25 protein-coding genes and 1 pseudogene are annotated in these 18,079 nt (G+C 53.1%); 14 read left to right on the top strand and 12 right to left on the bottom strand.

Translation table 11 applies throughout. The annotated features are described in order from the left end of the window. Positions 1-35: 35 nt before the first annotated feature. Together IPM50_12135 and IPM50_12130 are read right to left on the bottom strand one after the other, a co-directional pair. Positions 36-1,502: an NADP-dependent isocitrate dehydrogenase gene (locus IPM50_12135; GenBank protein QQS32399.1), complete on the bottom strand. Its 1,467-nt coding sequence runs from the start codon at positions 1,500-1,502 to the stop codon at positions 36-38. A 36-nt stretch (positions 1,503-1,538) separates the two neighbouring features. Beyond that, positions 1,539-1,820 (bottom strand): 4a-hydroxytetrahydrobiopterin dehydratase, encoded by a 282-nt coding sequence (locus IPM50_12130; protein ID QQS32398.1) that lies wholly within the window; start codon positions 1,818-1,820, stop codon positions 1,539-1,541. 55 nt (positions 1,821-1,875) lie between these two features. Between IPM50_12130 and IPM50_12125 the strand changes: the two genes are divergently transcribed. Genes IPM50_12125 through IPM50_12095 form a run of 7 tightly spaced genes read left to right on the top strand, consistent with a single transcriptional unit; the run spans position 1,876 to position 6,889 of the window. Next, positions 1,876-2,352, top strand: a complete 477-nt coding sequence (locus tag IPM50_12125) for a DUF4878 domain-containing protein (protein ID QQS32397.1) — start codon at positions 1,876-1,878, stop codon at positions 2,350-2,352. 21 nt (positions 2,353-2,373) lie between these two features. Continuing rightward, entirely contained in the window at positions 2,374-3,600 is a 1,227-nt protein-coding gene (locus tag IPM50_12120) for a DUF1015 domain-containing protein (protein ID QQS32396.1), read from the top strand. Position 3,601: 1 nt separating this feature from the next. Further along, a complete protein-coding gene (pdxH, locus tag IPM50_12115; GenBank protein ID QQS32395.1) occupies positions 3,602-4,246 on the top strand; it encodes a pyridoxamine 5'-phosphate oxidase in 645 nt (214 codons plus the stop codon). A gap of 9 nt (positions 4,247-4,255) precedes the next feature. Continuing rightward, a complete protein-coding gene (locus IPM50_12110) occupies positions 4,256-4,765 on the top strand; it encodes a GNAT family N-acetyltransferase (GenBank protein ID QQS32394.1) in 510 nt (169 codons plus the stop codon). Beyond that, on the top strand, positions 4,762-5,283 hold the full coding sequence (locus IPM50_12105; GenBank protein QQS32393.1) for a hypothetical protein: 522 nt from the start codon (positions 4,762-4,764) through the stop codon (positions 5,281-5,283). Before IPM50_12110 ends, IPM50_12105 begins: the two co-directional genes overlap by 4 nt. Continuing rightward, positions 5,280-6,062, top strand: a complete 783-nt coding sequence (locus IPM50_12100) for an SDR family oxidoreductase (protein QQS32392.1) — start codon at positions 5,280-5,282, stop codon at positions 6,060-6,062. Before IPM50_12105 ends, IPM50_12100 begins: the two co-directional genes overlap by 4 nt. After that, positions 6,062-6,889 (top strand): MBL fold metallo-hydrolase, encoded by an 828-nt coding sequence (locus IPM50_12095; protein QQS32391.1) that lies wholly within the window; start codon positions 6,062-6,064, stop codon positions 6,887-6,889. Before IPM50_12100 ends, IPM50_12095 begins: the two co-directional genes overlap by 1 nt. On the opposite strand, the gene IPM50_12090 is transcribed toward IPM50_12095, so the two are convergent. From IPM50_12090 to ffh, 7 genes are all read right to left on the bottom strand, one after another. Next, the gene (locus IPM50_12090) at positions 6,869-7,495 is read right to left on the bottom strand and encodes a ribonuclease HII (GenBank protein QQS34520.1); all 627 of its coding nucleotides are present in this window, start codon (positions 7,493-7,495) and stop codon (positions 6,869-6,871) included. The genes IPM50_12095 and IPM50_12090 overlap by 21 nt on opposite strands. A 154-nt stretch (positions 7,496-7,649) precedes the next feature. Further along, positions 7,650-8,018, bottom strand: coding sequence for a 50S ribosomal protein L19 (gene rplS / locus IPM50_12085; protein QQS32390.1), 369 nt, complete (start codon positions 8,016-8,018; stop codon positions 7,650-7,652). A 42-nt stretch (positions 8,019-8,060) separates the two neighbouring features. After that, positions 8,061-8,774, bottom strand: a complete 714-nt coding sequence (trmD, locus tag IPM50_12080; protein ID QQS32389.1) for a tRNA (guanosine(37)-N1)-methyltransferase TrmD — start codon at positions 8,772-8,774, stop codon at positions 8,061-8,063. A gap of 24 nt (positions 8,775-8,798) precedes the next feature. After that, a complete protein-coding gene (rimM, locus tag IPM50_12075; GenBank protein QQS32388.1) occupies positions 8,799-9,311 on the bottom strand; it encodes a 16S rRNA processing protein RimM in 513 nt (170 codons plus the stop codon). Positions 9,312-9,323: 12 nt separating this feature from the next. Next, a complete protein-coding gene (locus tag IPM50_12070; GenBank protein ID QQS32387.1) occupies positions 9,324-9,557 on the bottom strand; it encodes a KH domain-containing protein in 234 nt (77 codons plus the stop codon). 9 nt (positions 9,558-9,566) lie between these two features. Continuing rightward, entirely contained in the window at positions 9,567-10,148 is a 582-nt protein-coding gene (rpsP, locus tag IPM50_12065) for a 30S ribosomal protein S16 (protein QQS34519.1), read from the bottom strand. Between the two features lie 39 nt (positions 10,149-10,187). Beyond that, a complete protein-coding gene (gene ffh / locus IPM50_12060) occupies positions 10,188-11,681 on the bottom strand; it encodes a signal recognition particle protein (protein ID QQS32386.1) in 1,494 nt (497 codons plus the stop codon). Positions 11,682-12,153: 472 nt separating this feature from the next. On the opposite strand from ffh, the pseudogene IPM50_12055 reads away from it, so the two are divergent. The 6 genes and pseudogenes from IPM50_12055 (at position 12,154) to IPM50_12030 (ending at position 15,570) form a co-directional block, all read left to right on the top strand. Continuing rightward, a pseudogene (locus tag IPM50_12055) lies at positions 12,154-12,380 on the top strand (DNA cytosine methyltransferase). 260 nt (positions 12,381-12,640) lie between these two features. After that, entirely contained in the window at positions 12,641-13,147 is a 507-nt protein-coding gene (locus IPM50_12050) for a hypothetical protein (protein ID QQS32385.1), read from the top strand. A gap of 67 nt (positions 13,148-13,214) precedes the next feature. Beyond that, positions 13,215-13,730, top strand: a complete 516-nt coding sequence (locus IPM50_12045; GenBank protein QQS32384.1) for a transposase — start codon at positions 13,215-13,217, stop codon at positions 13,728-13,730. Between the two features lie 413 nt (positions 13,731-14,143). Then, positions 14,144-14,623, top strand: coding sequence for a transposase (locus IPM50_12040; GenBank protein QQS34518.1), 480 nt, complete (start codon positions 14,144-14,146; stop codon positions 14,621-14,623). 153 nt (positions 14,624-14,776) lie between these two features. Then, complete coding sequence (locus tag IPM50_12035; protein ID QQS32383.1) at positions 14,777-15,157, top strand: hypothetical protein; 381 nt, start codon at positions 14,777-14,779, stop codon at positions 15,155-15,157. Further along, the gene (locus tag IPM50_12030) at positions 15,154-15,570 is read left to right on the top strand and encodes a hypothetical protein (GenBank protein ID QQS32382.1); all 417 of its coding nucleotides are present in this window, start codon (positions 15,154-15,156) and stop codon (positions 15,568-15,570) included. Before IPM50_12035 ends, IPM50_12030 begins: the two co-directional genes overlap by 4 nt. Here IPM50_12030 and IPM50_12025 read toward each other — a convergent pair. Beyond that, positions 15,567-16,589 carry a magnesium transporter gene (locus IPM50_12025; GenBank protein QQS32381.1) on the bottom strand — a complete coding sequence of 341 codons (1,023 nt, stop codon included), beginning with the start codon at positions 16,587-16,589 and terminating at the stop codon, positions 15,567-15,569. The two genes, IPM50_12030 and IPM50_12025, sit on opposite strands and share 4 nt — an antisense overlap. 31 nt (positions 16,590-16,620) lie before the next feature. On the opposite strand from IPM50_12025, the gene IPM50_12020 reads away from it, so the two are divergent. Then, positions 16,621-16,779: a hypothetical protein gene (locus tag IPM50_12020; protein ID QQS32380.1), complete on the top strand. Its 159-nt coding sequence runs from the start codon at positions 16,621-16,623 to the stop codon at positions 16,777-16,779. Here the strand turns inward: IPM50_12020 and IPM50_12015 are convergent. Together IPM50_12015 and IPM50_12010 are read right to left on the bottom strand one after the other, a co-directional pair. Next, positions 16,776-17,903, bottom strand: a complete 1,128-nt coding sequence (locus IPM50_12015) for a glycosyltransferase family 9 protein (protein ID QQS32379.1) — start codon at positions 17,901-17,903, stop codon at positions 16,776-16,778. The genes IPM50_12020 and IPM50_12015 overlap by 4 nt on opposite strands. Next, positions 17,900-18,076 carry a Trm112 family protein gene (locus IPM50_12010; protein ID QQS32378.1) on the bottom strand — a complete coding sequence of 59 codons (177 nt, stop codon included), beginning with the start codon at positions 18,074-18,076 and terminating at the stop codon, positions 17,900-17,902. The genes IPM50_12015 and IPM50_12010 overlap by 4 nt, the downstream gene beginning before the upstream one ends. Positions 18,077-18,079 lie beyond the last annotated feature (3 nt).

The raw sequence follows: 18,079 nt of genomic DNA, 5'->3' as shown, positions 1-18,079 counted from the left end.
GTGAGAGCCTGACCCTCGCCGATCGATATAAGCTCTTACTGGCCTTGGCCGAGCGAATAACCAGGCTCGCCGTCGAAATTATACAGATGCTCAGTCTTGATAAAATCAAGTCCTACACCCGCAACACGGCCAAGCAGATCTATCACTTGCTGATGCGTAACGGTCTCTCCTTGGTTCTCGGCCATAAAGCGGCACCGCCAATGGTCAACACAGAATGTGTCCGGCTGCCCTTTAGGATAAACCTTGGTACCGCGGTTCGAGATCATTACCAGTTTTAACCCATCGCCGTTTGCCTGTTCAACGATAGGGCCAAGTTCGTCCGCAGCACCGTAGAAATCACCGTTCCACCAGCTAACAAACACGTCGACGCCAACAAGATCTTTCTTTTGCGGTTCACGTATCGAGTAGATGGGTTTCCTCTCTTCAGTAGGCCCGTCGTCTTTCTTGTATTCTACCGCTTTGAGCGTCTCCGGCTTCTGTCCAAGCCGTTTGACGACCTCTTCGCCGAACTCTCTCGTCCCAACCGTCTGCTTGGTCGTGCCTTCTCGAGCGATGTCGTAGGTATGAACGCCGTCTTCGATGGTCTTGAGCCACGCGTTGTGGGTCAATTCCGCAATGTCCGGCTGACCGATGTGAACAAGCATCATTACAGAGCCGAGGAACAAGCCTGAAGGATTGGCGACATTCTGGCCCGCACGACGTGGTGCACTGCCGTGAATTGCCTCGAACATCGAAATGTTCTCGCCAATATTAGCCGAACCCGCGAGCCCCACCGAACCTGTCATCTGTGCCGTTACATCCGAGAGGATGTCGCCGTAGAGATTGGGCATGACGATGACATCAAAATCCTGAGGAGACGTTGCGAGCTTAGCTGCGCCGATATCGACGATCCAATCTCCTTTTTCGATATCAGGATACTCAGCACCGATCTCATCAAAAACACGATGAAACAGTCCATCGGTCTGCTTCATGATGTTATCTTTCACAAAAACCGTTACTGTTTTGCGGTTGTTCTTTCGAGCATACTCGAACGCATATCGGACAATTTTCTCGCAGCCGGGCCTGGTGATGAGCTTCAGACACTGTTCGACCATATCTGATTGGCGATATTCGATGCCGGCGTATGTGTCTTCTTCGTTCTCCCGAACTATGACGACGTCCATGACTGGATGCTTCGTTTCGATGAACGGATGATATGAAACGCACGGGCGAATATTCGCGTACATGCCTAGCGTCTTGCGGACGGTCACATTCAAAGACTTAAAACCGCCGCCTTGCGGAGTGGTGATCGGGGCTTTAAGGAACACCTTGGTTCGACGCAGAGAATCCCATGATTCGGGGGCTATGCCGGCAGTGTTGCCGCTCAGGTAAACCTTTTCTCCGATCTCGATCTCTTCAATATCGATACGGGCGCCTGCTTCTTTGAGAATATGCAGCGTCGCCGCCATGATCTCAGGGCCGATCCCGTCGCCGTGAGCTACTGTGATAGGTACATTTGACATAGTATTTTTTGGATATTTTTAAAGTATTTTCAAAACTTAGATCGCATTTATTCCTGCGGCCAGAGCAATATCAACATCCGTCACACCGCCGCGGTCGTGTGTGGTCAACGCGATTTCTGCATATCCCCAACCAAACGTTATGTCCGGATGATGATCCGCTTCTTCTGCTAGAGAGCCAACCTTGTTGACAAAATCCAGCGCTGCCGAGAAGTCCGCGAATTCAAAACGCCTTTGAATACGGTTGTCGACGGCTTTCCAGCTTTCCAAGTCGGCGAGCGATCCGCGCAACTCAGCTTCAGAAAGAATTTTGCGTTGCATAAGTTCTATGCTTCCTCAAAACTACAGTATAATCAAGTTTTTGAGCTTAGCGAAAATGAGAGCCTGCTATTTAAATAAATTCTTCGTCTGCGGGTTGATCTGCTTACTTTTTGCCGCGTGCGGCTCCCGAGAGCCGGCGACGCCGGTCGAGACATTCAAGACCTACGTGAAGGCGTTAAAAGCTAAGGACCCAAAGGCAATAAAGACGCTGCTGTCAGAGGCAACCTTGAAGATGCATGAAGAGCAGGCGAAAGCACAGAACACCACGATCGACGATGTCTTACAGCGAGAGACATTAGTCGGGCCAAACCAGACAACAGTTGAGTTTCGAAACGAAAAGATCGACGGGGAAAAAGCGACTATCGAAGTAAAGAACTCGTTTGGGACCTGGGAAACGGTTCCATTTGTATTTGAAAAAGGGCAGTGGCGAATTGATAAGCAAGGATTTGCGCAACAGATGCTTGATGCGATGGACGAAAGCAATCGCAGGCTGAATGAAATAATTAACGGCAACACCCAGCCGGCATATTAGATAATTGGAGACCAATCTTTTGTGGCAAGAATAGAGCCGTTTCGTGCGCTCCGCCCAAAACCGGAGATAGCAAAGTCGGTGTCGTGCGTTCCTTACGATGTCGTTTACGAATCTGAAGTACGGGAACACATTACCGGCAACCCAAATAGTTTCTTGCGGGTCACTCGGGCCGAAGCTGAATTCCCCGCCGGGTCAGGGCCGGACCTCGACGACGTTTTTGCAAAGGCCAGAGAAAATCTTGAGGCATTCATACACGAGGGCATCTTAATTCACGACGAGGAGCCTGCATTCTTCGTTTATCAGCTTGCTGCAGCCAGCCACACCCAAACCGGCCTAGTTGCTTGTTGCTCATTGGACGAGTATGAAGAAGGAAACATAAAAAAGCATGAAAAGACACGTCCCGATAAAGTGGATGACAGGACCCGGCATCTGCTTGCGGTCAACGCCCAGACGGGCCTGATATTTCTAGCTTTTCGAGGAACTCGGGTAATTCATGAGTTGTTACTGCGCGCAACGGAAACCGAGCCGATTTACGAATTCGAATGCCCTACAGGCATTCGACAGCGAGTTTGGCGTGTATCGAATATCTCGTCGTGGAAGACGGCGTTTGCCGAAGTCCCGGCTCTTTATATAGCCGATGGCCACCACAGGGCCGAGAGCGCTGAAACGGCACGGCAAGAATTGCGTTCGGCCAACCCCACACATAACGGTACTGAGCCCTACAATTTTGTTATCGCAGGTCTATTTCCAGCTGAGGATCTTCGTATCCTTCCGTACAATAGGGTCATAAAAGACCTTAACGGCCTTTCCGAAGAGGAATTTCTTGAGCAGATCGCAACAAGCTTTTTGATAGAGGACGCGTTAGAGAAGGTGCCGCGCCATCATGGGGAGATCTGTATGTATATGGGCGGTAAATGGCGGAAACTTAGATTTAATGTACAGTACTTTCGCGAACCCGACCCGATCGAAAGGCTGGACGTCAGTATTTTGCACAACTTTCTCCTTGCTCCGATCCTCGGCATCGGCGATGAACGAACAGATAAGAGAATCGGATTTGTCGGCGGAATTCGCGGAACCGCAGAACTCGAGAGATTGGTCGATGAAGGAACCGCAAAACTAGCCTTTTCGATGTTTCCGACGACCATGGATGACCTCCTCGCAGTTGCAGATATGGGAGAGATAATGCCCCCGAAATCTACGTGGTTTGAACCTAAGCTAAAGGACGGATTACTGATCCATCAGCTTTGATATGGACTCGACCGAACTCGCAGGCATACGAAAAGAGTATTCGCGCGAGGAGCTTTCCATCTCCAGCGTCGATCCCGATCCGTTCGTCCAATTTAACGCGTGGATGAACGAGGCTCTTTCGTCCGATCTGCCGGAACCGACCGCGATGACGCTTTCAACCGCAAGCCGTGATGGGCGGCCGTCATCACGTCTGGTCCTGTTGAAAGGGTTTGATGCAAAGGGATTAATCTTTTTTACGAATTATGAAAGCCAAAAGGGCCGTGAACTGATCGAGAATCCTTTTGCAGCATTGAATTTCTTTTGGCCGGAGTTAGAACGTCAGATCAGGATCAACGGTAAGGCTTCGAAGGTGTCTTCAGCAGAATCGGACGAGTATTTCGCGTCGAGGCCATTTACTAGCAGGATCGGAGCCTGGGCCTCAGAACAAAGCCGGCCGTTAACTTCCAAATCCGTTCTAATTGCCAAAGTTGCCGCATTGTCGGCAAAATATGCCATTGGAGGCGTCCCGCGGCCGCCGCATTGGGGCGGGTTTCGTATCGAGCCTGATCATTTCGAATTCTGGCAGGGCCGCCCGAGCCGCCTGCACGACCGCATTTGCTATACTCTCAAAAACGGCGAATGGTCGATCGAACGCCTGTCGCCCTGATCAAACCTCGTGATAGAGACCGAACGACTATTTCATCGCCGATTTACCCGCGACGATCTGCCGTGGCTGATAGAGAACCGTTCTCCGGCAGCAGTCAACCGCTATCTGGGCGGCCCGAAGATGCAAAGCCCTGAAGCTCTATCGAAACGGCTCGATTTCTATATAAATTGCTACCAAACGGCCGGCGTCGGGATGTGTGCTATGGGGTTGAAACAGACCGGCGAGCTGATCGGTTCGAGCGGCCTGCAACCGCTCGAAGACACCGGCGAGATCGAGGTCGGTTATAACCTAGCGGAAAAATTCTGGCGGCAAGGATACGGCTACGAAGCGGCAATGGGATGGCTCGGTTACGGATTTGACGTGATGGGTCTCGAACGCATAGTCGCCGTCTGTCATCCCGACAACACCGGTTCGTATAAGATAATGGAAAAGTGCGGAATGCGTTACGAAAAGACCGAGTGGCATTACGGCCAGGACTGTCTTTATTACGCGGTCGAGCGTGCTGAATTTCGTCGATGAGCCCTAATTATCCAAAACTCGTTTTTGCGATACTGTTGTCGATCTACTTTTTGTGGATCGCGTACGATCCGATGCAGGGCAGCTTTTTGGACAACGTCGATCTGCCGATACACGAGTTCGGGCATTTGCTTTTTAATCCGTTCGGGCAATTCATGATGGTCGCCGGCGGCTCGCTGTTTCAGATAATTTTCCCGCTCGTTTTCGTCGGATATTTCATTTGGCAACGCAGCTTTTACTCCGCCGCGATCGTGATGCTGTGGGTCGGTCAGAGCATCCTCAATGTTTGGGTCTACGCCTCTGACGCGGTCGTGATGCAGCTTGTACTTCTCGGCGGACTTACGGGCAGCGAAGGCAGTTTTCATGACTGGAATTACATGCTGACAGAGCTCGGGCTGCTGGATTCGACCAAGGGCGTCGCTTCGGTTATACGCCTGATCGGCACGCTGACGATCATAGGTGCGGCGGTCGCGGCGGTCTATTTGTCGTTTGTGCCGACGGCTGAATTCGAAGAGATATGAACGTCGCACTCATAACAGGGGCATCTAGCGGCATCGGCGAAGGGTTTGCCCGTCGGCTGGCGGCCGACGGCCGAGACCTCGTGCTCGTCGCACGCCGCGAAAAACAGCTGCACGAGCTGTGTGACGAACTGATGCTCAAACACAAGATCACAGCACATTACGTCGTGCTCGATCTGACGGAGCCGGACGCGGGCGAGCGGCTGTTTGCCGAAACGACACGCCACGGAATGACGGTCGATCTGCTGATAAACAATGCGGGTTTCGGCTCGTCAGGCGATTTCGCTTTGCTCGACCGTGATTTGGAACTGCAGATGATCGATCTGAACATCCGTTCGCTCGTCGATCTGACGCATCGATATTTGGTTGGGATGCGCGAACGAAATGGCGGCACGATCGTAAACGTGTCGTCGGCAGCGGGATTTCAGCCGATCCCATTCATGGCGACCTACGCCGCGACAAAGGCGTTCGTGTCGTCATTCTCAGAGGCGATCGCTGAGGAGAACCGACCATTCGGTATACAGGTTTTGGCGTTGTGCCCCGGCTCTACCGACACCAATTTTTTTGCCGCTTCGGGAATTGAGCGGCCAATCGAATTCAAAGGTCAGCAGACCATCGAGGACGTCGTAGAAACTGGAATGCGTGCGATTGCGAGCGGCCGGACAAAGGTCGTCTCAGGCCTAGTAAATAAGATGGGCGCGATGGCGGGCAAATTCGTGCCGAACGCGATCTCGCGACGAGCTATGGCGAAAATCCTGGCACCGAGGTATAGAAAAAGCTGATGCGATTTACAGTTCTAGGCAGCGGCTCGACAGGTAACGCGGTGCTGGTTTCGACCGAGCGGACCAACGTCCTCGTCGATGCCGGTATGAGCGCCCGCGAGATCCTGCGTCGCCTTGCGCTGGTCGGTGTCTCGCCCGATGACCTGGACGCCGTGCTGATCACGCACGAACACGGCGACCATGCGGGCGGCCTACGCGTGCTGATGGCGTCACTGAAATGCCCGGTTTTCATTTCGCCTGCGACCGAGGATGCCTATTACGACACGCGTTCGGGCCGCGAGAACGGCAGTGAGTCCGCAAAACGACGTGCTATCCTTAATGGCCGGACCGTCGCGATCGAAACAGGACGTGATTTTCGAATCGGCGACATGGATTTTGAGCCATTCTCGGTACCGCACGACGCGGCGGATAATTTTGGGTTTGTCGCTATAAACTGCGGCGTCCGCATCGCGACCTTGATGGATTTCGGTCACTTTACAGATTTGATCCGCGAGAAACTTCGCGGCAGTGATGCTGTCGTCGTTGAATCCAATCACAGCCGTGATATGTTGAGAATGTGTCCGGTTTATTCTTGGGAATTAAAACAGCGCATAAGCTCTAACACGGGGCATTTATCAAACGAGGACCTTGCGGAATGGCTTCAATTTGATTTTGACGGCTCTGCCCGCAACATTGTTCTAGCTCATCTTTCACAGCGTGCAAATGAGCCGAACTTGGCACGCCTAACCGCCGAATCCGCACTGAGAGAGCGTTCCCCTCTATATCGTGCGGAAACAAGGATTTCGATCTCGCATCCCAAGGAACCATCAGAATGGATCACCTTCTGACGGCGTTACCGGCGGCAAAACCCCTCTGAATGAGAGCCTGTGGAGGGGGCAAGGGCCGTGTTCCCGAATTGCCGCAAAGTGTTTCTCAGATCCGTAGCCTTTGTGTCCCGCAAAGCCGTACTTCGGAAATTCCGCGTCATATTGCGTCATCAATTCATCTCGGTAGGTTTTTGCAATGACTGAAGCGGCAGCTATGGAGTACGAGATCGAATCACCTTTTATGATCGACTTTTGAGGTATCGTTAATGCTTGAAGCTTGATCGCGTCGATCAGCACGTAATCAGCATTCGGCTGAAGCGAATTGACCGCAAGAAGCATCGCTCTCTTAGTGGCTTCGAGAATGTTGATCCTGTCGATCTCATCGGCAGAAATCTCGGCAACTGAATAAGCGATCGCGGTCTCACGAAGAGCGGATGCGATCTCCTCTCGGCGTTTCTCGGAGAGTTTCTTGGAATCATTAAGGCCGGCCGGCACCGGCAATTTGGGGTCCAAAATACATGCGGCAGCTACGACGGGCCCGGCCAAACATCCGCGGCCGACCTCGTCAACACCTGCTATCAAATGAAAACCCTCACTCCGCGCCTGCTCCTCAAAATCAAAGCCGATCGTCCATTCAAAACGATCGGCTTGAAGTTTGAAATCACTCACGAGTGAATTCTAACACGATTTGGTGGTCAAGCTGCCGTCGCCGGAAACCCGCTTCGCCAATAACTGCAGTCGAGCGACGGGTAGATATCCAAAGACGCAGCTACTTCGACAACTATTTGGCGGATTGGACCTTGTTCCGTGTATCACGCTCTTTGATGCGAGCCGCTTTACCACGCAAATTACGCAGATAGTAAAGCTTGGCACGCCGAACCTTACCACGGCGAATAACATCAATGTGGTCGATCACTGTCGCGTGTAGCGGGAAGATCCTTTCGACGCCAACGCCGAAACTCACTTTTCTAACGGTGACCGTTTCTCTCACACCGCCGTGCTTGCGGGCAATGCAGATCCCTTCAAATGCCTGAATACGTTCCTTGTTGCCCTCTTTGATGCGTACGTGCACACGGAGCGTATCGCCGGGCTGAAATGCAGGAATATTGTCCCGCAACTGGGTTTGTTCAACTGAATCAAGTTTGTTCATATCGCTTTTTGGCCAGAGGTCAGCTGCTCAATTGAGAACAGCTCACATTTCACCATTTTCTCCTGTCAAAAGGTCTTCACGGATAGCCCGTGTCTTTTCAAGCGCCTTTTCGTGACGCCATTTTTCAATTTCGGCATGATTGCCGTTCAATAAAACATCGGGAACCTTCATTCCTCGAAACTCTGCCGGCCGGGTGTAATGCGGGCAATCGAGCAAGCCTTTTGAGAACGAATCGTTCTCGGCCGATGTCTCGCTGCCCAAAGCGTCCGGAAGAAGCCTTACGATGCTGTCAACCAACACGACCGCTGCCGGCTCGCCGCCCGAGAGCACGTAGTCGCCGATCGATATCTCGTCGGTGACAAGTGCTTCATTCACCCGCTCGTCAACACCTTCATAACGCCCACATATCGTAACGACGTGCTGAGCGTCGTCTGCAAACTCGCGAACGGCCCGCTGTTTCAGCGGCTTTCCCTGCGGAGAAAGCAGTACCACACGCGTTTTCGCCGGATAACGATCACGGTCGGACACACCTATCAAATTTTCAATCGCCGCAAAGATCGGCTGCGGCTTTAGAACCATTCCGTCGCCGCCGCCAAATGGCCGGTCATCGACCATTTTGTGCTTATCGGTCGCAAAACCGCGAAGATCATGCACCGAAATATCAACTATCCCTGCGAGCTTTGCCCGCCGAATGATCCCGAAATCGAAAACTCGATCGAAAAACTCGGGGAATATTGTAAGGACGTCGATCTTCATATTCCTGGGCGTCCTTCCTCAATGTCAAAACTCCAGAAGTCCTTCAGGCGGATCGATGATGATTCTTTTTTCTCCGATGTCCACCTCGACGCATATGGCCTCGACGAATGGGATCAGATGTTCCTTGATGCCATCACGGACGACGAGGAGTTCCGGTCCGCCCGTCCGCATCAGAGTCTCAACCGTCCCGATCGCCTTACCTGTGACATCCTCGACGAAACACCCTTCGAGTTCCCACTCAAAGAACTCGTCAGGTTCGAGTTCCACTACCTCGCTTTCACCCACACAGATCTCAGCATTTCTTAGATCTTCCGCATCATCCATTGAGTCGACGCCGGAAAACTTAAGAACAACCCGATTCCCCTGAAACCAGTGGCCTTCAATTGTCAATCCATGCCTTTCACCCGACTGAAAGACGGCTGTCACGTTCTTTAAACCATCGAACCGCTCGGGAAAATCGGTCAGGAGATCGGCGCTAACCTCGCCCTTGATCCCCCGAGGTTTTGCGACCCTTGCTATAGCGACAAGATCGTCCATAGCAGAGAAACACTAATCTTCAACGAGGTCGAGAAAGTACCGGCAACCGCGTTTTTGTCCGGCAGCATAGAAGACGTTTCTGATCGCCTTGACGGTGCGGCCCTCGCGACCGATCACACGTCCCATGTCACCCTCTCCGACACGAACTTCAAACCTGACGTTCTTGCCGTCGGCATATTCCTCTATCGCCACCGCATCCGGATCGCCGACAAGAGCTCGAATAAGTTTTTCGACAGCTTCCTGCATCAATTTGCACTATTCAGCCGGCTCTTCTGCCTTTTCATCGTCAGCGGGAGTTTCCTGAGCCGCATTCTCGGCCGGGTTCTCTTCCGCAGGAGATTCGTCTGCAGATGGACTTTCTGAAGCAGATTCCTCGACGGCGGCCTCGCTGGACGGATCGTCTGACTCAACGGCTTGCTCGGCATCAGCCGCAGCGGCTGCTTCAGCTTTTGCCTTCTCGGCAGCCTCTTTTTCCGCGGCTTCAGCTTCGGCGGCCAAACGAGCGTTTTCAGCCCTTACAGCTTCTAAACGAGCCGCTTCAGCTACAGCCTTTTTCTCGGCACGCTCTTTGAGCATCGCCTCGCGTTCCTCGGCGCTCATCTCAGGATTGTGCTTGATCAGGCTGGCGACCGTCTCGGTCGGCTGAGCTCCGACGCCTATCCAATAACGGATACGGTCGTGGTTGAGCGTGACCTCAGCTGGATCTTGGAGAGGGTCGTATGTGCCCAGATTCTCAAGGTACTTACCGTCGCGCTTTGAACGCTTCTCCTTTACAACGACGCGGTAGAAAGGCCGTTTCTTCGCGCCCATTCGCATTAAGCTTATTGCTAACATAATTTTCAGTTTTCGAGAGGTTAAGTGCCTGAAACAGAGCATTTAACGTCGCTTCTTGTGTCTTTTCTTCCTTTTCAAACTGCTTCGAACGGAGCCGTTAGGTTCATCGTCCGAGTGATCTATCGCCGAGCCGCTGCCCAGCATTCCGAGCGGATTTCCGCCGCCCAACATCCCGCCTAATCCTGACGCCGCACCGCCTGCCATCTTTCTGGCGAGGCCGCCGAAAAGCCCGCCTTTATTGATCTGCGACATCATTTTTCGCATTTGATCATACTGGCGGAGCAACTGATTTACCTCAGCTATGGTCGAGCCCGAACCGCCCGCAATACGCGTTTTTCGGCTCGCGTCGATCACGCGGTGATCGTTGCGTTCCTGCCGTGTCATAGAGCCGATTATGGCCTCAGTACGCTTTAACTGATGATCGACGACCTCAGATTGCTCGTCGGTCATCTGAAAGCCGCCGGTCAGTTGATCCGGCAGCATTTTCATCAATTTCGACATCGAGCCGAGTTTCTTGAACTGCCCAAGCTGGTTGCGGAAATCTTCGAGCGTGAACTGATTGCTCGTCATCTTCCGCAGTTGTTCCTGGGCTTCTTTCTCGTCGATCTTGCCCTGAACTTCCTCGATCAGCGTCAGGACGTCGCCCATGCCAAGAATGCGTTGGGCGATGCGGTCGGGATAAAAAGGCTCGATGGCGTCGTATTTTTCGCCGACGCCGACAAATTTCACGGGCTGGCCCGTAACCTGGCGTATCGACAAGGCCGCACCACCGCGAGCGTCACCGTCCATTTTTGTAAGGACGACGCCCGTAATGCCGATGCGTTCGTGGAAAACCTGCGCTGAATTTACGGCGTCCTGGCCGGTCATCGCGTCCGCGACGAAAAGTATCTCAACGGGCTCGGTCTCGGCCTTGATCTGCTCGAGCTCGTCCATCAACTCATCGTCGATGTGTAGCCGGCCGGCCGTGTCAATTAATAGCGTATCGTGGCCCAATTCCGCCGCGTATTTCATCGCACCGCGAACGAGCGTGAGCGGGTCCGAAGTGTCTTTCGCCTCGTAAACAGGGATGTTCACGGCATCGCCGACGACCTTTAGCTGTTCACGTGCGGCGGGGCGATAAACGTCCACGGAAACGAGAAGCGGCGTGCGTTCCTGATTGTCGCGGAGCCAACGCGAGATCTTGCCGGTCGATGTCGTTTTACCCGAGCCCTGCAGCCCGACGATCATGACGACGTTCGGCGAACGCTTTGTAAATACAAGGCGTGACGACGTTCCGCCCATCAGATTGACAAGCTCGTCATAGACGATCTTGACGACCTGTTCGTGCGGTTTTAGGCCGTTCCAGACCTCTTGGCCCTCGGCCTGCGAGCGGACGGTCTCGACAAAATCCTTGGCGACCTTGTAGTTCACATCGGCCTCGAGCAAGGCCATGCGAATTTCGCGAAGAGCTGTGTCAACGTGCTCAGGAGTCAGCTTGCCCTGCCCGCGCAGATTGCGGAGGCTATTTTTGAGCTTGTCTGACAGCGACTCGAACATAAAGACACACTTCGGCTACAAGAGTCGAAACTAAAAATATTACATTTCTGGGCCAAAAATGACAAGTTCCGCGCACAAAAACACGCCAAAACGACCCGGCTATACCGAGGTTCCACGCGGCACGAACAACATTCAGGCCAAACCACACTGCAGAATGCCCGTCAGGTATAAAAAAGATGGCCACACCTTCGCCGTCCGCACCTGCCTGATCGCCGTCCGCCGCGGCCGCTAAACTGATCCCGCGGCCGCCCATCCGCCCACGCATGTCGACGTTCTAATCGCCGCGAACCTCGCCACAGAACTCGCCGCATTGGTCGCCGATCACCGCGTTAGATTTAGAAAATTAGTGTCTTTGGTTGACCTCCCGATCCAACGGAATATCGCGATCTGTGGCAACAAATTTCCTAAAAGACAGTTAACCATCACAAATCAACTTGGACATTCATACCAATCAGATTGATAATGTCGAATTATGAAAATCGTTTCCTTCTTTGCCGGGGCGGGTGGCCTTGATCTGGGTTTTGGGAAAGCGGGTTCGATATCATTTGGGCAAATGAATACGACAAGTCCATCTGGGAAACCTACGAGACGAACCACAAAAACACGATCCTAGATCGCAGAAGCATCGTTGAAATCAAATCCAGCGAAGTTCCCGATTGCGACGGAATAATTGGTGGGCCGCCATGTCAAAGCTGGAGCCTAGATTTTTCACTTATGCAAATCGATTCCATTGAATTCAAAGGACGATCTTACCGAATTAGAACTCTCGATCTCGGTAAGGAGTTTGGCATCAATAATGTCGCGTCCGAACATTTGAACGACTTGCTAATCGACTCGACCGGGCGGTACGAATCAAGGGAGGCAGAATCGATTGACGAACAAATCTTCTATTTTGTCCCGCCAGCATCGTTCAGACTTTCCGATGAAAGGCTAAGAAGAAAGATACTTGCTGAAATTTGATGATAAGATTTCAATTCTTTCCACGGTCGCAAGGAATAAATAAAACAATTCAAGATATTCTTGATTGCTTTGTTATTTCTGATAGCGACATCACCTCATCTGTGCACGAGTTAAATAGTAACGATGTTCTGGCGGTTCTTCGACCTCACCTCGAAAAACATGGTTACAGAGTTGAAGCCGGGAAATCGGCGGATCAAAAGATCAGTGTTCCCGTTCTTTTCGGTTTGAACGATCAAATCGACAAATCATTCAATGCCGACGCGGTTAGCAGTGATGGAAAGATTGTCATTGAGGTAGAGGCAGGGCGTGCAGTAGTTAATAACCAATTCCTTAAAGACATCTTTCAGGCGTGTATGATGTACGAAGTCGAATATCTCGTAATCGCAGTGCGGAATCTTTATAGAGGCAGCGACGATTTCTCAAAGATTTATGCATTCCTCGAAACGCTCTATATCTCAAATCGCCTCCGGCTGCCGTTGAAAGGAATACTGCTTATCGGATACTAGAGGGCTTCACACGGGTCAGAACCGGGAGCGATAGCGACTGGGTTCTTCATCAGATAGAATATCGACAATGTGGAACGACACTGACATCCCGCTAGCGGTTTTCTTCACCTTTCGTTGTTACGGAACATGGCTCCACGGCGATGAACGCGGCAGCGTTGATCGCAATAATAACATCTACAGATCCCCAAGAATCCAAGCAAACAGTAACTGGCGGAAACACAGCGAAGAATTGATGCTTCATCCTCCGGTGACACTGAATGCGGCGAGTCGAAAATCCGTCGAGAAGGCAATTCGAGACCTTTGTACCAAAAGAAATTGGGCGCTTCTCGCTATAAATGTTCGGACGAACCATATTCATGTGGTTGTCTGCATCGGATCAAAAAAGCCTAAGGATGCGCTGATCGCGCTAAAAGCCAACGCAACACGCCAGCTTCGCGAAGACAAATTATGGCTCCACGAACATTCTCCTTGGGCTGACAAAGGCAGCAAACGAAACCTCTGGAACGAAAAGAGCATTTGGGAAGTCTGCAATTATGTAAATAACGAACAAGGTGACAAATTACCTGACTTTGACTGGTGGTGAAAGAACCCAGTCGCTATCGCTCCCGGTTCTGACCCGCTCCGCCAGCCTTTGTTAGAGATGTCATCAGTTAACGATAAGCTGTTCGCGGGTCCAGTTGTTCGGCATATAGGGATATATTTAGCACAGATCGTTCAGAGTTACGCCTTCAGGCGTGATAATAGTTTAGAGTTACGCCTTTAGGCGTGATAATAGTTTAGAGTTACGCCTTTAGGCGTGAAAACTATGACGCGTGAACGCGTGACTCTAGACGTCACGCCTAAAGGCGTAACTCTGAACGCGCAACTCTGAAAAATATGTACAACTGGCGGAAGATGACGGAGGCTCAGCGGGCGGAGGCGTTGAGGGAACGCAAAGGCCGCAAGGTGCCTTGGCACGCCCCGCCGCACTGGCAATATGAGGGAAAGGTAAGGTTCATCATCACCGCGGCGTGTTACGAACATCAGCCGGTCATCGGAAGCACCATTTCCAGAATGGAAGAGTTCGAGGACGGCCTGTTGACAGCGTGCAATGATGCCGGAGTTCACCTATACGCCTGGTGCGTGCTGCCAAATCACTATCATATTCTGGTCCAGACCGATGACATCGAAGGCTTTAGAGATCGACTCGGCAAACTCCACGGATCGACCTCATTTCGCTGGAACGGCGAGGACGATATGCGAGGGCGAAAAGTGTGGTATCGATGTTTCGAACGCCCGATGAAATCGGATCGGCATTTCTGGGCGAGCGTCAATTATATTCACAACAATCCGGTCCGGCATGGCTACTGCAAGAAGTGGCAGGAATGGGACTTTTCGAGCGCGGCGGATTTTATAGAGCGGTTCGGACGTGAGAAAACCATCGCTATATGGAACGAGTATCCGATCTTGGATTATGGAAAGGGTTGGGATGATTAGAGTTTAGAGTTACGCGTTTACGCGTGACGTTCTTTTTCACGCCTGAAGGCGTAACTCTGAACGCATCACGCGTAAACGCGTAACTCTGAACAAAAGCGTAACTCTGAACATACCTTGACACGAATGTTGCATCTGTGATACAGATAGTTATCTATGAAAGCAACGGAAAGTGACGAAGTAAGAAGGCGGTGGGTCGAGGTGCGGCGAGGGGAATGCGGCGGGGCGTATGCTTCGATAAAGCCGACGGGCGAGATATCGATCGGAGGCAATACTCACCGAAAAATGGGCTCGCCGACGCACTATGTATTGATGTTTGATAACAAAACGCGGGCGTTGGGGCTGCGGGCCGCGATGCGCGGTGAGGAACGGCAGGCGTTCAAGGCGTTGCGGCGTAATTCGAAAGGTGCTTATCGAGGAATAAGGGCGGCGGCGTTCCTGAGATCGGCGAGGCTGCTGCCGAAAGAAACAATTGTTTTCAATGATTGCCCGATCGAACGCGGCGTGTTGGTGCTGGAGATAGGAGCGAGGCGATGAGTTACACCCAGGATGTTAACGTAAGGCGGCGGTGGGAAGTTTGCGAGAGGGAGAATGTCGAGAGCCGCTGGACGTCGATGTACGTTTCGCTGAACAGGCTGGGCGATATCGTGCTGAACCGCGTGGCTTACGAGCAGCTTGGCGAGCCGCCGGCGGTCGAGCTGCTTTATGACCGCGAACGCGAGACCATCGGCGTCAAACCGCTGAACACGGAGACGGTGGAGAATGCCTTCCCTGTTCGGCCGCGAGGAAACCGCGGCGGCTATCGCATACGCGGCAACCGTTTGCTGCGCGATTTCGGTATCGACATCGGGCGGACGCGGATATTTCCCGGCTGCCAGATAGACCGCTACGGCGTGCTCTGCCTCGATGTCAGGTACTCGAAACCGCTCGGCGGCGGCCCAAATTATTAAAGTATCAGGGCCGCGATGTTGAAATAAAAAACTATGGTCAAGATGTCGGTAACGGCAAGCGTGACGGGGCCGGCGGCGATCTTTGTGTCCTCGTGGATGGCGTGGAGCAGCGTCGGGATGCTCATGCCGATCAGCCCGGCCGCGAAAACCGACACCAGCACACTCAGCCCAATTACAAGCGCAGCGGCCGGTTCACCGCGCCACAGAAACGCGATCGTCCCGACCGTCGCTCCGCATGCGATGCCGAGCAGAGCCGTGGCTGAGCCTTCGCGACGCAGCCATTCGAGATAGCTTTTCATGCTCGGGCGGCCCAGATGCAGATTTTGCAGAGCGACGGTCATCGACTGTATACTGACGCTCTCGCCGAGTGCGAGCACGAGCGTCATGAAGAACGCTAGGACGAGCGCTTCGGCAAGCGTCGCCTCGTAAAAGCCCGTCAGCATCGCGCAGATCGTGCCGCTAATCATCGTGGCGATCAGCCAAGGAAATCGAAAGCGAAAAATGCCGAAAGCCGAGCGGCCCTTTACGTGCTGCAAGCCGAAACCTATCAATTGAAAGACATCGTCAACGTGCTTTCGCTCGGCGAAATTCATCGTCTCTTCGGTAAACAGCCCCGCGTCAACCACACCGAGAATTCGCCCGTCAGCGTCAACGACGGGAAATGCGAGAAGTTTGTGCTGCAGGAACATCTCGCAGGCGTCGAGCACGGTTGCGGAGTCCGGTATTGAGACGATGTTCGTTGACATCAGCTCGCTCAGCCGTGTCGAGGGCTTTGCGGTCAGCAGTGCGCGTGTCGCGAGTATGCCGGTCAACTTCCCCGTCTCGTCGATGACGTAAAAATAAATGACGCGTTCGCCGATACCTTTCAGGCGAATGATCCGAAGCGCGCCCTCGACGGTGAGCGTCTCGCTGAAACGCGGAAAATCGCGGCGAATGTACTTTACGATCGGCTCGAAAAGATGATCCGGATCGTTGGGGTTTATTGTGTTGTGTATGTCTTCGGAGACGTAATTTCCCATGCGTTTGATGCCATTTTAGCATCTGACAGCGATGGGTGCAGAAACGGCTCATTCTGAGGCAAAAGAGGCGGTCGGTGGCGGTTTACGGATCTTGCTTTGCGGGGCTTTGCGGTCTTCGCGGCTTTGCGTGATAAAATGCATTTCTAAACGCAAAGACGCCAAGCACGCCAAGGAATTCAAACTTAACTAGGACATTAGCCGCTCAATGGCGGCGGCGACATCGGCAAAAGCGACGCTCTTGATGCATTTCGGGTCGGCGAAAACTTCGCAGGTGTAGCCCGGACACGGCTGGCAATCGAACTCCGAAAAGACGATCTCGTTCGGTGCATCGGTCCACGGATACCAGTGGTCACGGTTTGACGAGCCGAAAATAACAACGCTCGGCGTCCCAACCGCGGCGGCGATGTGGGCGATGCCGCTGTCGTTGCCGACGAAGACGCGCGCCTTGGCGGCAAGGGCGGTAACTTCCGGAAGCGAGAGATCGTCGAATGTCGTGACCGGCGCATTCGAAGCTCCTTTAAGTTCATCGAGGACCGCTTTTTCGCTTCTTGAAGCGATCGCGACGGAGGCGATGCCATTCTCAGCAAGGTGCTCGGCGATGCGGGCGAAGTTTTCGACGGGCCACTGTTTTGTGGCGAAAGCTGCGGCCGGATGAAGCAAGGCAAGTGACGAGTGACGAGTGACGGGTGACGAGAGCCGCCGATCGATATTTTCGCGAGCGGTGTCGATGACGGCGAGTCGGCTTTTGGGTCGGTCGGCGACAGGGACGCCGACATATCCTAAAAGAGCGAGCTGCTGTTCGGCGGAATGCGTCTTTTCGCGGCCCCAGAAATCGGTGGACGACGACAGTAAATGGTTGTAAAGAAAAGAGTATTGGTAATTCGCGTAACCGACGCGATGCCGTGCACCGCTCGCCCGCACGAACATCGTCGCCGTTGTGCCGCCATGAAGATTGAACGCCAGATCGTAGTCGCAGCGGTGTAATTTCAAAGCGGTTTTCAGGCGTTCGCCGCCCGAGCGGCCGACGGCGATGACATTGACGCCTTCGAAACCGTCGAGCACGGGTGCAACCCAGTCCTCGAGCAAAATGTCTATTTCGGCCTGCGGAAAATGCCGCCGAAGTGCGATCAGCGAAGGTGTCGCAAGCACCGTGTCGCCGATCGAGCGCAGGCGGACGACGAGGATTCGTTTTACACTCGCAGGATCTATAGGAGACTTGGAGACAAGGAGACCGGGAGACGGGGAGATATCGCGGCTGGGCGAGACATCCGACTCGCGGCGTCGCTCGGTCTCGCCCTCACCGCGTCGCGTCATTTCCGCGTGGTCGCTTCTTCGATGATCATCACCGGGATCTCGTCGCGGATGGGATAGACGAGGCCGCATTCGTCGTTAAGGCAAGCAAGGCTGGTCTCAGCATCGTCGATCTGCAGTTCGGACTTGCATTTCGGACAGCGGAGAATGTTGAGAAGTTCGGGGCTGATGGGCATACG

Source organism: Acidobacteriota bacterium, from assembly GCA_016700075.1.
Taxonomy (GTDB): domain Bacteria; phylum Acidobacteriota; class Blastocatellia; order Pyrinomonadales; family Pyrinomonadaceae; genus OLB17.
Note: the sequence above shows the minus strand (reverse complement) of the source record. Positions and strands in the feature narration are given on the sequence as shown.